General features: G+C 73.9%; 10 protein-coding genes and 1 tRNA gene. 6 read left to right on the top strand and 5 right to left on the bottom strand.

Annotated features, from left to right (window positions below; translation table 11 throughout):
• Window positions 1-14 precede the first annotated feature (14 nt).
• From ACFQLX_RS13300 to ACFQLX_RS13290, 3 genes are all read left to right on the top strand, one after another.
• A complete protein-coding gene (locus ACFQLX_RS13300) occupies window positions 15-1,892 on the top strand; it encodes an MFS transporter (RefSeq protein WP_386414678.1) in 1,878 nt (625 codons plus the stop codon).
• Between the two features lie 91 nt (window positions 1,893-1,983).
• Window positions 1,984-2,409 carry a DUF6325 family protein gene (locus ACFQLX_RS13295; protein WP_386414677.1) on the top strand — a complete coding sequence of 142 codons (426 nt, stop codon included), beginning with the start codon at window positions 1,984-1,986 and terminating at the stop codon, window positions 2,407-2,409.
• 171 nt (window positions 2,410-2,580) lie between these two features.
• Complete coding sequence (locus ACFQLX_RS13290) at window positions 2,581-3,444, top strand: trypsin-like serine protease (protein ID WP_386414676.1); 864 nt, start codon at window positions 2,581-2,583, stop codon at window positions 3,442-3,444.
• 92 nt (window positions 3,445-3,536) lie between these two features.
• Here ACFQLX_RS13290 and recQ read toward each other — a convergent pair whose 3' ends face one another.
• On the bottom strand, window positions 3,537-5,819 hold the full coding sequence (recQ, locus tag ACFQLX_RS13285; RefSeq protein WP_386414675.1) for a DNA helicase RecQ: 2,283 nt from the start codon (window positions 5,817-5,819) through the stop codon (window positions 3,537-3,539).
• Window positions 5,820-5,959: 140 nt separating this feature from the next.
• Here recQ and ACFQLX_RS13280 point away from each other — a divergent pair, with 140 nt between their 5' ends.
• Window positions 5,960-6,574 carry a GNAT family N-acetyltransferase gene (locus ACFQLX_RS13280; protein WP_386414673.1) on the top strand — a complete coding sequence of 205 codons (615 nt, stop codon included), beginning with the start codon at window positions 5,960-5,962 and terminating at the stop codon, window positions 6,572-6,574.
• A 320-nt stretch (window positions 6,575-6,894) separates the two neighbouring features.
• The gene (locus tag ACFQLX_RS13275) at window positions 6,895-7,716 is read left to right on the top strand and encodes an isocitrate lyase/PEP mutase family protein (RefSeq protein ID WP_386414672.1); all 822 of its coding nucleotides are present in this window, start codon (window positions 6,895-6,897) and stop codon (window positions 7,714-7,716) included.
• Between the two features lie 72 nt (window positions 7,717-7,788).
• Here ACFQLX_RS13275 and ACFQLX_RS13270 read toward each other — a convergent pair.
• The 3 genes from ACFQLX_RS13270 to ACFQLX_RS13260 all read right to left on the bottom strand — a co-directional run bounded on the left by ACFQLX_RS13270 (window position 7,789) and on the right by ACFQLX_RS13260 (window position 8,771).
• Window positions 7,789-7,861 (bottom strand) — tRNA-Arg (locus ACFQLX_RS13270).
• 162 nt (window positions 7,862-8,023) lie between these two features.
• Window positions 8,024-8,185 carry a hypothetical protein gene (locus tag ACFQLX_RS13265; RefSeq protein ID WP_386414670.1) on the bottom strand — a complete coding sequence of 54 codons (162 nt, stop codon included), beginning with the start codon at window positions 8,183-8,185 and terminating at the stop codon, window positions 8,024-8,026.
• A gap of 160 nt (window positions 8,186-8,345) precedes the next feature.
• On the bottom strand, window positions 8,346-8,771 hold the full coding sequence (locus ACFQLX_RS13260) for a TraR/DksA family transcriptional regulator (protein WP_386414668.1): 426 nt from the start codon (window positions 8,769-8,771) through the stop codon (window positions 8,346-8,348).
• Between the two features lie 104 nt (window positions 8,772-8,875).
• Between ACFQLX_RS13260 and ACFQLX_RS13255 the strand changes: the two genes are divergently transcribed.
• A complete protein-coding gene (locus ACFQLX_RS13255; RefSeq protein WP_386414666.1) occupies window positions 8,876-9,823 on the top strand; it encodes a DUF2510 domain-containing protein in 948 nt (315 codons plus the stop codon).
• A gap of 115 nt (window positions 9,824-9,938) precedes the next feature.
• On the opposite strand, the gene ACFQLX_RS13250 is transcribed toward ACFQLX_RS13255, so the two are convergent.
• Window positions 9,939-11,864 (bottom strand): AMP-dependent synthetase/ligase, encoded by a 1,926-nt coding sequence (locus ACFQLX_RS13250; RefSeq protein ID WP_386414664.1) that lies wholly within the window; start codon window positions 11,862-11,864, stop codon window positions 9,939-9,941.
• Window positions 11,865-11,923: the final 59 nt, after the last annotated feature.

Below are 11,923 nucleotides of genomic sequence, written 5' to 3'. Positions count from 1 at the left end.
CCGGGGGGCCGGGCATGCCCGAGCCCCGTGTGCCGCGGCGCCGCTCCTGGCTGGGACTGGTGGACGGGCTGGTGGACTGGCTGCGCGGCGTGCTGCTGCGCCCGGTGCCGGCCTCGCTGCTCCTCGCCGGGGTGCTCCATCTGCTGTGGCTGCTGTTCTTCGCCAACAGCGGCGGCGATCTGGCCGCGCAGGACGCCTGGGCGGAGTTCGCCGGGCGGCATCCGGACTCGGCGTACAACCTGTCCTGGTACGGGGGGATGCACCCCGTCTCGTACAGCGTGATCTCGCCCTATCTGATGGCCGTGTGCGGCGTGCGCACCACGATGATCGTCGTGGGGACGCTGTCGGCCGGGCTGCTGGCGCTGATCGTGACCAGGTCCGGTGTGCGCCGGCCGCTCGCGCCCTCCCTGTGGGGCGCCTTCGCGCTGACCTGCAACGCCGGCTCCGGCCGGGTCACCTTCGGGCTCGGGCTGCTCCTCGCGCTCGGCGCGGTCGCGGTGGTCTTCCCCGGCCCGCGCGAGTGGAGCCGGTGGCGGCTGGCTGCGGTGGCGCTGCTCTCCGCGCTGGCCACGGCCGCCTCCCCGGTCGCCGGGCTGTTCCTGATGGTCGTCGCCGCCGCCCTGCTGCTGCGGCGGCGCACCGGGCCGGCCCTGGCGATGGCGGTCCCGCCGCCGGTGGTGGTGGGGCTCTCCGCCTGGATCTTCCCGTTCGCGGGCACCCAGCCGCTGTCGCTCGGCGCCGCGAGCGTCCCGCTGGCCTGCACGGTCGCGGTGTACGTCCTCGCGCCGCCCCAGTGGCGCACGGTGCGCCTGGGCGCGGCCGTCTACGCCCTGGGCATCGTCGCCACCTGGCTGATCCCCACCCAGATCGGCAGCAACGTCGAACGGCTCTCGCTGATCTTCGGCGGCACGGTGCTGCTGGCCGCGGCCCAGTACCGGTGGGAGCACCGGTCGGCGGACGGACCGGAGCACGGCCCGGAGCCCGGCCCGGCGGACGGCCCGGAGCCCGGGCGGGGACGCTGGTGGACCAGCCACCGCACGCGCCGGCTGGTGGCGCTCTGGCTGGCCTTCGCGGGCATCGCCTTCTGGCAGGGCCTCAAACCGGTGCAGGACACCGTGCTCACCACCCCGCACGCCGCCTGGACCCACGAGCTGTCGCCGCTGGTCCACCGGCTCAACGAGGTGGACGCGGAACTGGGCCGCGTCGAGGTCGTCCCGGTGCGCAGCCACCGCGAGGCCTCCGCGCTCGTCCCGTACGTCAACCTGGCGCGCGGCTGGACCCGCCAGGCCGACCTGGAGCGCCACCCCCTCTTCTACGACGACACCCTCACCCCCGCCACCTACCGGGCCTGGTTGAAGCGCTGGGCGGTGCGGTACGTCGTGCTGCCCGTCGAGGACCGCCCCGACGTCGGCGCGAAGGTGGAGACGAAGCTGGTCGCGGCCGGGCTGCCGTATCTGACGGAGATCTGGACCGACTCCAACTGGCGCCTCTTCCGCGTCCAGGACCCCACCCCGCTCGCCGGGCCCTTCCCCGGCCCCTCCACCGTGAAGCGCCCCATGGCGACCGCGTGGCGGACGGACGAGAGCGAGCTGACGGTACGGGTGGAGGGGCCCGGCGAGGTGCTGGTACGGGTCCCCTACTCGCCGTGGCTGACGCTGGTGGACGCCGAGGGCGAGGCCGTCGAGCCGCCGCAGGAGCTGGACGCGCAGGGGCTGGCCCCGGGCGCGGAACTCCCCGCCGGGGAGTGGAGCCCGGAGGGCACCGCGTACCTCAACCGCAACGGCTGCCTGCGGGAGGCCGGGAACTGGACACGACTGAGCGTGCCACGCGCGGGGACATACCGGATCGACTCCCCCTACCGCTTGCCGCGCGGCACAGCATGTCCTGACTAGCTCCGCGATGGGCGGCCGGAGTGCGGGGGGTCGGGCTCCGTGGTCGAATGCCTGGCAGGGGGATGGTGCCGAGGTGAGACGGGTGCGAGTCATGGCGGTCATGGGTCCGGTGGAGTTCGTCGTCCTGACGTTTCCCGGGGAGCGGCTGAACGTCGGGGCGGTCGCGGCGCTGGAGCGCCTGCGCCGCTCCGGAGCGGTGCGGCTGATCGACTCGCTGGTCGTCACGCGCTCGGCGGAGAGCGGCGAGGCGGCGAGCGCGCACCCGGCGGAGCTGCCGGAGCTGGCCGCGCTCTTCCCCGCCGACGAGCGGCCCGAGCTGATCACGCCGCACGAGGCGCACGAGGCGGCGTCGCTGCTGAGCCCCGGCGACTGCGCGCTGCTGCTGCTCGTCGAGCACCTCTGGGCGGCGGAGGCGGCGCAGGCGGTGTGCGAGGCGGGCGGGCGCATCGCGGCGTCCGTACGCATCGCGCCGGACCGGATGGCGGGGGCGCACGCGGGGGCGCTGGCGACGGCGTAGACGGCGTAGACGGCGAGTGGCCCTTGACGGGAGCGGGGCGGGGGAGGAGCCTGAACTCCCCCCACGCCACTCCCAGTTGGACCCACACGCCCAGGGGGCAAACCGTCCATGCGCAGTCTCTCTCGCTGCCTTGTCGCAGCGGCCGTATCCATCGGCGCTCTCGTCAGCGCCGTGACCCCCTCCGCCGCGATCACCGGCGGCACCGAGGACACGGCCAACACGTACTCCAACGTCGGGATGCTGGTCTTCTACCAGCCCGACGGCCGCTTCCGCTGCTCCGGCACCCTGATCAGCCCGCGGGTCTTCCTGACCGCCGCGCACTGCACCTTCAACGACATCGGCAAGGTCGCCGTCACCTTCGACCCCGAAGTCGCGCGCACCGCCGAGGAGTCGGCGCGCAACATACCGCGGGCCGCCGATGACAGCGGGCCGGCCGACGCGGTCTCCGAGACCGGCTTCGCCGCCTCCGACGTGACCGGGCCGAAGTACCAGGGCGACCTGGACTGGCATCTGGGCAGCGCCCGCACGCACCCGCAGTACAGCGACTTCACCGACATGGCCAACTGGAACGACACCGGCGTCGTCATCCTCGACGAGCCCGTCGACCTGCCCGTCGCGCAGCTGGCCCCGGCCAACTACCTCGACCGGTTCGCCCAGCCCCGGCTGAACTCCACCGAGATACTCGCCGTCGGCTACGGCACCGAGGTGCGCCAGGCGCCCTCCGGCCCGCAGAAGCCGACGCCGATGGGCCTGCCGGTCGTGCGGCGCTACACCACCGAGATCGGCCAGAAGCTCACGCCGCAGGTCCTGCAGCTGAACGGCAACGAGCACGACAACCGCGCCGGCGGCGGCACCTGCTTCGGCGACTCCGGCGGCCCGTCCTTCCACGGCGGCTACGTCGTGGGCGACACCAGCTACGGCTACACGGACAACTGCCGCTACCTGGGCGGCATCCAGCGCGTGGACGCCCCGGTCGTCCGCAACTGGCTCCTGGACTGCATGGCCGACCTGGCCTGCGCCTCCAAGGACGACTGAGCCCCGCGCACCGCACGCCGCCCGCCCCACCGGGCGACCACCGCACGCCGCCTCCGGCCCGCCCGCTTCCCCAGGGGCGGGCCGGAGCGGTCTCACCAGCCCAGCCGGGGGTCGCCGTCCTTCGGCGGCGCTGTCGAGGTGGGGGCCTCGGACGGGGGCCGGGACGCGGCGGGGGTGCGGGCGGCGCGCGTGGCGCGGACCGGCTCCGGCTGGGGGGCCGGCCGGGGCCCGGCGTCCTCGTAGCCCGGGTCGTCGTCCGGGGGGAAGTCGTACTCCGGGTCGGGGGCCGGCTCGTAGTCGGGGTCCGGGCCGAAGTCGTGGTCGTAATCCGGCGGCGGCGGTGGCGCGTCGGCGGCGCGGGCCGCCGAGGGCCTGCCTGCCGCCGCGGGCCTACCGGCCGCCGGGGGCTCGGCTGCCGTCGAGGGCTCGGCGCCGGACAGGGTTTCCAGGATCTGGCGGCCGTACTTCGCCAGCTTGTTGTCGCCCACGCCGCTGATCGCCGACAGCTCCTTCGAGGTGGAGGGGACCGCCTGGGCGATCTCCCGCAGCGTCGCGTCGTGGAAGATCACGTACGCCGGGATGCCCTGCTCCTTCGCCATCGCCCCGCGCCAGGCCCGCAGCCGCTCGAAGACCGCCTGCGCCTCCGCCGGCAGGTCCGCGGCCGCCGAGCGCGAGCGGCGCGAGCCGGAGCGGCCACCGGCCGCCGCCTTGCCCGAGGGCGCCTTGGCCCGCTCGGCCTCCCGGCGCAGCAGCACCTCACGACGCTGCCCCAGCACCTCCGCCGAGGCGTCCGTCAGCACCAGCGAACCGAACTCGCCCTCCACCGCCAGCAGCCCCTGGGACAGCAACTGCCGCACCACGCCCCGCCACTGCACCTCGCTCAGGTCCGCGCCGATGCCGAAGACGCTCAGCCGGTCGTGGTCGAAGCGGATGACCTTCGCCGTCTTGCGCCCCATCAGGATGTCGATGAGCTGCCCCGCGCCGAACTTCTGCCGCCGCTCGCGCTGCAGCCGCACCACTGTGGATAGCAGCTTCTGCGCCGGCACCGTGGCGTCCCAGGTCTCCGGCGGGCTCAGGCAGGTGTCGCAGTTCCCGCAGGGCTCGGCGCCGTGCTGGCCGAAGTAGTCCAGCAGCCGCACCCGGCGGCAGGCCACCGTCTCGCAGAGCGACAGCATCGCCTCCAGGTGCGTGGCGAGGCGGCGGCGGTGCGCCTCGTCGCCCTCGGAGGTGTCGATCATCTTGCGCTGCTGGACGACGTCCTGCAGCCCGTACGCCAGCCAGGCCGTCGCGGGCAGGCCGTCGCGGCCGGCCCGGCCCGTCTCCTGGTAGTACCCCTCCACCGACTTGGGCAGGTCGAGGTGGGCGACGAAGCGGACGTCCGGCTTGTCGATGCCCATGCCGAAGGCGATCGTGGCGACGACGACGAGGCCGTCCTCGCGCAGGAACCGCGACTGGTTGCGCGCGCGGGTCCCGGAGTCCAGCCCCGCGTGGTACGGCACGGCGTCGATGCCCTCGCGCACCAGGAACTCGGCCGTGCGCTCCACCGAGGCGCGCGAGAGGCAGTACACGATGCCCGCGTCCCCCGCGTGCTCCTCGCGCAGCAGGCGCAGCAGCTGCTTCTTGGGGTCCTGCTTGGCGTCGATGCGGTACTGGATGTTCGGCCGGTCGAAGCTCGCCACGAAGTGCCGCGCGTCCTCCAACCGCAGCCGCTTGGCGATCTCGGCGTGCGTGGCCTCGGTCGCCGTGGCCGTCAGGGCGATGCGGGGGACGTCCGGCCAGCGCTCGTGGAGCGCGGAGAGCGCCAGGTAGTCGGGCCGGAAGTCGTGGCCCCACTGGGCGACGCAGTGCGCCTCGTCGATGGCGAAGAGGCTGACCTTCGCCTGGTCGAGCAGCCGCATGGTCGCCTCCGTGCGCAGCCGCTCGGGGGCGAGGTAGAGCAGGTCCAGCTCGCCGGCGAGGAAGGCCCGCTCCGTCTCGCGGCGCTCGTCGGCGAACTGCGTGGAATTGAGGAAGCCGGCCCGCACGCCCAGCGCGCGCAGGGCGTCCACCTGGTCCTGCATCAGCGCGATCAGCGGCGAGACCACCACGCCGACACCTGGTCTGACCAGCGCGGGGATCTGATAGCACAGGGACTTGCCGCCGCCGGTCGGCATCAGCACCAGGGCGTCGCCGCCCCCGACGACGTGCTCGATGATCTCCTGCTGCTCGCCCCGGAACGTGTCGTAGCCGAAGACGCGGTGCAGCACGCGCGCCGCCTCGCCGCTCCCGGTGCCGCCCTCGGTGCCGCTCTCGGCACCGGGGTCGGCGGCGGGGGCGGCTCCGCGCTCGGTCGGCTCGTCTGCGGGCTCGTCGCCCGCCGCATCCAGGAAATCCATGTCCGCCACTCTATGAGCAGCCGCTGACAGCACGCACAGCCCTGTGGACAACCCCGGCGGCGACCCGGGCGGGGCCTGTGCGCGGCCGGGCGGGGAAACTCCGTTGACGCCGTGGTCAGGGGCCGCGCCAGGATGGCCGTATGCCCTCCCTCCTCCCGCCCGTCATCCCCGCCGGCAGCCTCGCCGCCGCCGGTCAGCCCGTACTCCCGGCCGCCGACGGCCTGCGGCTGCGCCCCTGGCGGCCGTCCGACGCCCCGGTGTTCGTGTCCGCCTTCGCCGACCCCGCGATCCGGCGCTGGCACGCCCGCAGCGTCGACTCCGAGGAGGAGGCGCGCGAGATGATCGCCGGCCACCCCGGCGCCTGGGAGGAGGAGCGGCGTGCGGAGTGGGCGCTGGAGGACGCCGCCGGGAAGGTCGTGGGCCGCGCGGCTCTGGCGGGCGGGATGGGTATGAACCTCCACGACGGCCTGGCGGAGGTCGCGTACTGGATCCTCCCCGAAGCGCGCGGCAGGGGCATCGCCCCCCGCGCGGTCGAGGCCCTCACCACCTGGGCCTTCGAAACGGCGGGCTTCCACCGCCTGGAACTGGCGCACTCCGTGCACAACACGGCGTCCTGCCGCGTCGCCGAGAAGACCGCCTTCCCCCTGGAGGGCACCCTGCGCAGCGCCCTGCGCCACACGGACGGCTGGCACGACATGCACCTGCACGCACGGGTGGCGGCAGCGGGAGCCGGACTTATACCACCTGCGTCATGATCCGGGGTGGCTTCTCCCGGAAGAGTGCGGGGCGCGCCTCTCGCGGCGAGATCATCTTGCGTACAGGAAGCCCCGATTAAGGGAGGTGCCCCTGATGGCGTGTGGTCGGTGGAGTTCCCGCCGCTGTGGAAGCCCGCGTTGCTCGCACATACGACCGCCGCGTGACTACGGTCGGCCGGCGCCGCGGCGCGTCCGCAACTGGAGATGCGCGGCGGGCGGTCGGCGTACGCGGGCCTGCGTCTGACGTCCTGGGCGGGGTGCGGTCGTACGTGTCGTTTTTCCGCCAGCGCCGCGCCCGCGCGGGGGGTCTACTGGGCGGTATGAACCCGCAGTCGAACCAAGCCGCCGCCTTCCGCGCCCTGCATGTCCCCGGCGCCCCGCTCCTGCTCCCGAACGCCTGGGACGCCGCCAGTGCCCGTATCACCGAGGACGCCGGCGCCGCCGCCGTGGCCACCACCAGTGCCGGGGTGGCCTGGAGCCTGGGCGTCCCCGACGGCGACGCCCTGGACCGGGCGTCGATGCTCGCACACCTGCGGCGGGTGGTGGCGGCGGTGCGCGTGCCGGTGTCGGCGGACATCGAGAGCGGCTTCGGCGCGACGCCGCGGGAGGTCGCCGCGACGGTGCGCGAGGTGATCGCGGCCGGGGCGGTCGGCGTGAACATCGAGGACGGGCACGGTGCCGCGCTGCGGCCGGTCCAGGAGCAGGCGGAGCGCATCGCGGCAGCACGCCGGGCCGCAAAGGAGGCGGGCGTCCCGCTGTACATCAACGCCCGCACGGACGCCTACCTGTACGGGATCGGCACCGCGGAGGACCGCCTGCCGCAGACGCTGGCCCGCGCGGCGGCGTACCTGGCGGCGGGCGCGGACGGCGTCTTCGTCCCCGGCGTGACGGACCCGGCCACGGTGTCCGCGCTGGCGGAGGGCATCGGCGCCCCCCTCAACATCCTGGCGGGCGCCGGCGCCCCCACCGCCCCCGAGCTGGCGAAACTGGGCGTGGCCCGCATCAGCCTGGGCTCCTCGATCGCCTCGGCGGCCTACGAACTGGCCCGCAAGGCGACCCGGGAACTGCTGACCGAGGGCACGTACGAGGCGACGGCGAGCCGCCTGTCGCACGGCGAGCTGAACGGCCTGCTGCGGCCGTAGCGCACGAAAAGCCGCGGAAAGCGGAAAAAGGGCCGGCTCCCGGGGGTGATCCCGGGAGCCGGCCCTTCGCTGTGCCCCCGGCAGGATTCGAACCTGCGACACCGGCTTTAGGAGAGCCGTGCTCTATCCCCTGAGCTACGGAGGCGGGGTGTGCGCTGGCGCGCGGGTCGGGGCGGTGGGGCGCGCCGACCGTGTCACAGGGTAGCGGATCGGCTCGGGGCCGGTGGCGGCGGTCCGGGGCCGGGCGCAGCCTCGCGCCCGCGCGGTGGACCGGGGTCCGGGGCACGGGCGCGAGGGGGCGCGGGTGTTACTTGTGCTTCTTCTTCGCCGCGCGCTGTTCCTTGTGCGTCGGGGTCTGGGAGAGGGCGCTGGCCGCCGCCGTCTTCTCCTCCGGCGTCGAGCTGGGGTCCTGGAGGATGCGCCCGGCGTCGGAGGCGGCCTTCTTGTGGGTGTGGCGGTTCTGGGCCATTGCTCGGTCCTTCCATGGTCTGCACGTAAGGAGCAGCCGGTACGCGGCGCCGCGCGGTTCTGGGTCCGTGCGCACGCTGCCACCGGCCGTGGGGACGCTTGGTCCTCCTTCAGGCTGCGACATACCGGTGTATTTCGCCACTGGAGGTTTGTGCGGGAGGTCAGCGTCGGCGGGGCGCGGCGGCGCAGCGTACGCACCTCGTCGCCTCCGGGCGGATCTCCAGGCGCTCCACCGGGATGTCCCGGCCGCACTCGGCGCAGCGGCCGTAGTCGTCCGCCGCCAGTCGCTCCAGCGCGGCCTCCAGCTTCTCCAGCTGGTCGCGGGAGAGCGTCAACAGCGAGGCCACGTGGGCCCGTTCGAAGGCGGTGCTCTGGCCCTCGGGGTCGTGCTCGTCGTCGACCGCCACCAGGGCGTTGGCCTCCACGATGGCCTGGTAGTCGGCGTCCAGGGCCTCGATACGGGCGTTGACGGCGTCGCGCTCGGCCGTGAGGCGGGCGTGGACGGCCGCGTACCGGGCCCCGTCCGCCCCGGTACGCACCTCGTCCGCGGCGTGCTGTGCGCTCTCGTCGTCCATGATGGTTGCCAATATGGCCCCTTTGCCGCCGTCGCGCAGGTCCGGGGCCGTCATCGGGCGGCCCCTGCCCATGCCCCTCTCATCCCGCTCTCAGATACGGGCCCTACCCTCCCCCTATGAGCGAGACGAGCCCCGCCGGGTGGTACCCGGATCCGCAGCGCACCGCCGAGGACCCGCCGTGCGAGCGGCGCTGGGACGGGGAGGCGTGGACCGGGGAGGTCCGGGCCGCCGTGCCGGCCGCCTTCGCCGCGCCCCCGCCCCGCAAGCGCCCGGAGCCGGTGCGCTGGCTGCGGGCGCGCCCCTTCGTCGCCGGGGTGCTCCTGGGCGCCCTGGGCATGCTCGTCGTGGGCGGCGGGATCACCGGCGCCGTCGTGGCCGCCACCGACTCCGACGGCGGTGGGCGCCACCACGTCAAGGAGGGCATGCCCTTCGAGGACGGCAAGGGCCGCCCCGGGCCGGACGGTGACGGCCCGCGCGGGCCCGGGGAGCGCCAAAAGGGCGCCCCCGGCATCCCCGGCACGGAGAAGGGGTACGCCACCGACCTGGCCAGCGGCATCAGCATCCGCGTACCGGAGGGCTGGAAGTCCCGCTCCGGAATGGGCGCGGCGCTGTCCACCGGCGGCTACGAGTGCCCCGCCGACCCCGGGCAGCGCTGCACGCTCGGCGGCGTCAACTCCGCCCCGGCCAAGGCCCTGGGCATCGAGGAGGACACCGCCGAGTCGGCCGCGAAGGCGGACATCGAGGCCAACGCCGAGGAGTCCTACGGCGAGCAGGGCTACGGCGGCATCACCTCGCACGAGGTGCTGAAGGAGGAGGCCGTCACGGTCGCCGGGCGGCAGGGCTACCTGGTGCGCTGGAAGGTCGTCACGAAGGAGGGCGACGACGGCTACGTGCAGTCGCTGGCCTTCCCCTCCCCGGCCGCGTCGGGGAAGGGCGGCGCACCGCTGGTGATCGTGCGCTTCGGCTTCGACGTGAGCGACAAGGCGCCCCAGCTCGCGCAGATGGACGAGATCACGCAGGGCATCAAGGCGGCCAAGCGGCTGGGGGAGTGGAAGTCGGCCTGACAGCAGGGAAGTTGACGACCGGCCGGTGCTGCCCGGCCGGTGGCGGGGAAGGCCCGCCGGGCGCGTACCCCCACGCGCGCCCGGCGGGCCTTCCCCGTCTCGTGTGCCCGTACCCCTACTTCGTGTACAGCGCCTCGATCTCCGCCGCGTACACCTTCGCCACCTCATGCCGCTTGACCTTCAGCGACGGTGTCAGCAGCCCGTTCTCCTCGGTGAACTCGCCGTCGATGACGGCGAACGACCGGATGGACTCCGCACGGGAGACAGCCTCGTTGGCGTAGTCCACGGCCCGCTGGATGTCGGCCCGCAGCTCCTCGTCGCGCGCGAGTTCGGCCAGTGGCGTGGCGCGGTCGCGCTTGCGGATCGACAGCCAGTGCCGCATCGCGTCCGGGTCGAGGGTGACCAGCGCGGCGATGTACGAGCGGTTGTCGCCGACCACGATGCACTGCCCGACCGGCGGGCGGGAGCGCAGCCGGTCCTCCAGCACGGCGGGGCTGACGTTCTTGCCGCCCGAGGTGATGATCAGGTCCTTCTTGCGGCCGGTGATCGTGAGGTAGCCGTCCTCGTCGAGGGAGCCCAGGTCGCCGGTGGCGAACCAGCCGTCCGTGAGGACCTCGTCCGTCGCCGACTGGTTGCCCCAGTACGAGCTGAACACGATCGGGCCCTTGATCTGCACCTCCCCGTCGTCCGCGATCCGGATCGAGGTACCGGGGACGGGCTTGCCGACCGAGCCGGGGCGCGGCTCCAGGGGCGGGGTGAGGGTGGCGGCGGCGGTGGTCTCCGTCAGCCCGTACCCCTCGTAGATGACGATCTTCGCGGCGTAGAAGAAGAGGTTGAGGCGCCTGTCGAGCGGTGAGCCGCCGGAGATGGCGTAGCTGACCCGGCCGCCGAGTTCCTTTCGTACCCGGCGGTAGACCAGCAGGTCGTACAGTGCCCAGGCCAGCGCCAGTTTCACACCGGGGCCCCTGCCCGTACCGAGGTAGCGCTGGAGGTACGCCTCGCCGAAGCGCACCGCGATGGTGTCGGCGCGCTGGAAGGAGGATCCGCGCCCCAGCTTCTCGGCGGTGGCCCGCCCGGTGTCGTGGATCTTCTCGAAGAGGTACGGGACGCCGACCAGGAACGTCGGCTTGAACGTCCGGAACTCCGGGCGCAGTTCGTCGGGTCTGATGCTCGGCCAGTGCCCGATCTCGATCCGCGCGCTGAGGCAGGCGAGTTGGAGTACGCGGCCCAGGATGTGCGCGAGGGGGAGGAAGAGCAGGGTGGACGGCGTCTTCCCGGTGACCTCGCGGAAGACGGGGAGCAGCAGCTCGACGATGTTGCCCGACTCCGCCAGCATCGCGCTGTGCGTGAGGACCACGCCCTTGGGGCGGCCGGTGGTGCCCGAGGTGTAGCAGATGGTGGCGACGGTGTCCGGGGTGAGGGCCTCGCGGCGCGCGGTGGCCTCCGCGTCGCCGATCTCGGCGCCCAGTGCGGTGAGCTCCGCGATGCCCTCGGCGTCGAACTGCCAGACCTGCGGGGCGGCGGGGAGGTCCTTGGCGGCCTCCGCGACGGTCTCGGCGTGCGCGGCGGTCTCGACGGCCACGTGCGTCACCTCGGCGTCGCGGAGGATCCAGCCGACCTGGTCGGCGGAGGAGGTGGGGTAGATCGGCACGGTCTGGCCGCCGGCCGTCCAGATGGCGAAGTCCAGCAGGCACCACTCGTAGCGGGTACGGGACATGACCGCGACCCGGCCGCCGGGGCGCAGCCCGGCTGCGATGAGGCCCTTGGCGAGGGCGCTGACCTGCTCGGCGAACGCGGCCGCCGTGATCGGCGTCCAGCTCTCGGCCGAGCCCTCGGCCCGGCGTCGGATGACGACCGCGTCCGGCTCCTCGCCGGCGTTGGCGAAGGGAATGTCGGCGCAGGAGCCGCTGGTGGCGGGGGCGACGAGCGGGGAGGCCCGCACCTCGCGGACCACGCCGTCCTTCTTCGTGACCTCGTAGCGCACGCGCGCGGCCAGGTCAGGGCGCTTCCGCGCCCGCTTCATGTCCTGCCAAACGCCCATCTGCTGGCTCCTGTTCGCGGCTCTGCGGGGATGGTTCGGGGGAGGGTGCGGGCGGTGCG

The organism is Streptomyces polyrhachis (assembly GCF_042663125.1).
In the GTDB taxonomy this organism is placed as follows: Bacteria; Actinomycetota; Actinomycetes; order Streptomycetales; family Streptomycetaceae; genus Streptomyces; species Streptomyces polyrhachii.
This window is presented reverse-complemented; position numbering and strand designations above follow the sequence as displayed.

Bases quoted from the DNA above. Each gene is read 5' to 3' on its own strand.
- ACFQLX_RS13295 (WP_386414677.1), top strand. From the start codon at position 1,984: ATGGCGGTCATGGGTCCGGTGGAGTTCGTCGTCCTGACGTTTCCCGGG.
- ACFQLX_RS13275 (WP_386414672.1), top strand. From the start codon at position 6,895: ATGAACCCGCAGTCGAACCAAGCCGCCGCCTTCCGCGCCCTGCATGTC.
- ACFQLX_RS13300 (WP_386414678.1), top strand. From the start codon at position 15: ATGCCCGAGCCCCGTGTGCCGCGGCGCCGCTCCTGGCTGGGACTGGTG.
- recQ (WP_386414675.1), bottom strand. From the start codon at position 5,819: ATGGATTTCCTGGATGCGGCGGGCGACGAGCCCGCAGACGAGCCGACC.
- ACFQLX_RS13280 (WP_386414673.1), top strand. From the start codon at position 5,960: ATGCCCTCCCTCCTCCCGCCCGTCATCCCCGCCGGCAGCCTCGCCGCC.
- ACFQLX_RS13255 (WP_386414666.1), top strand. From the start codon at position 8,876: ATGAGCGAGACGAGCCCCGCCGGGTGGTACCCGGATCCGCAGCGCACC.
- ACFQLX_RS13265 (WP_386414670.1), bottom strand. From the start codon at position 8,185: ATGGCCCAGAACCGCCACACCCACAAGAAGGCCGCCTCCGACGCCGGG.
- ACFQLX_RS13250 (WP_386414664.1), bottom strand. From the start codon at position 11,864: ATGGGCGTTTGGCAGGACATGAAGCGGGCGCGGAAGCGCCCTGACCTG.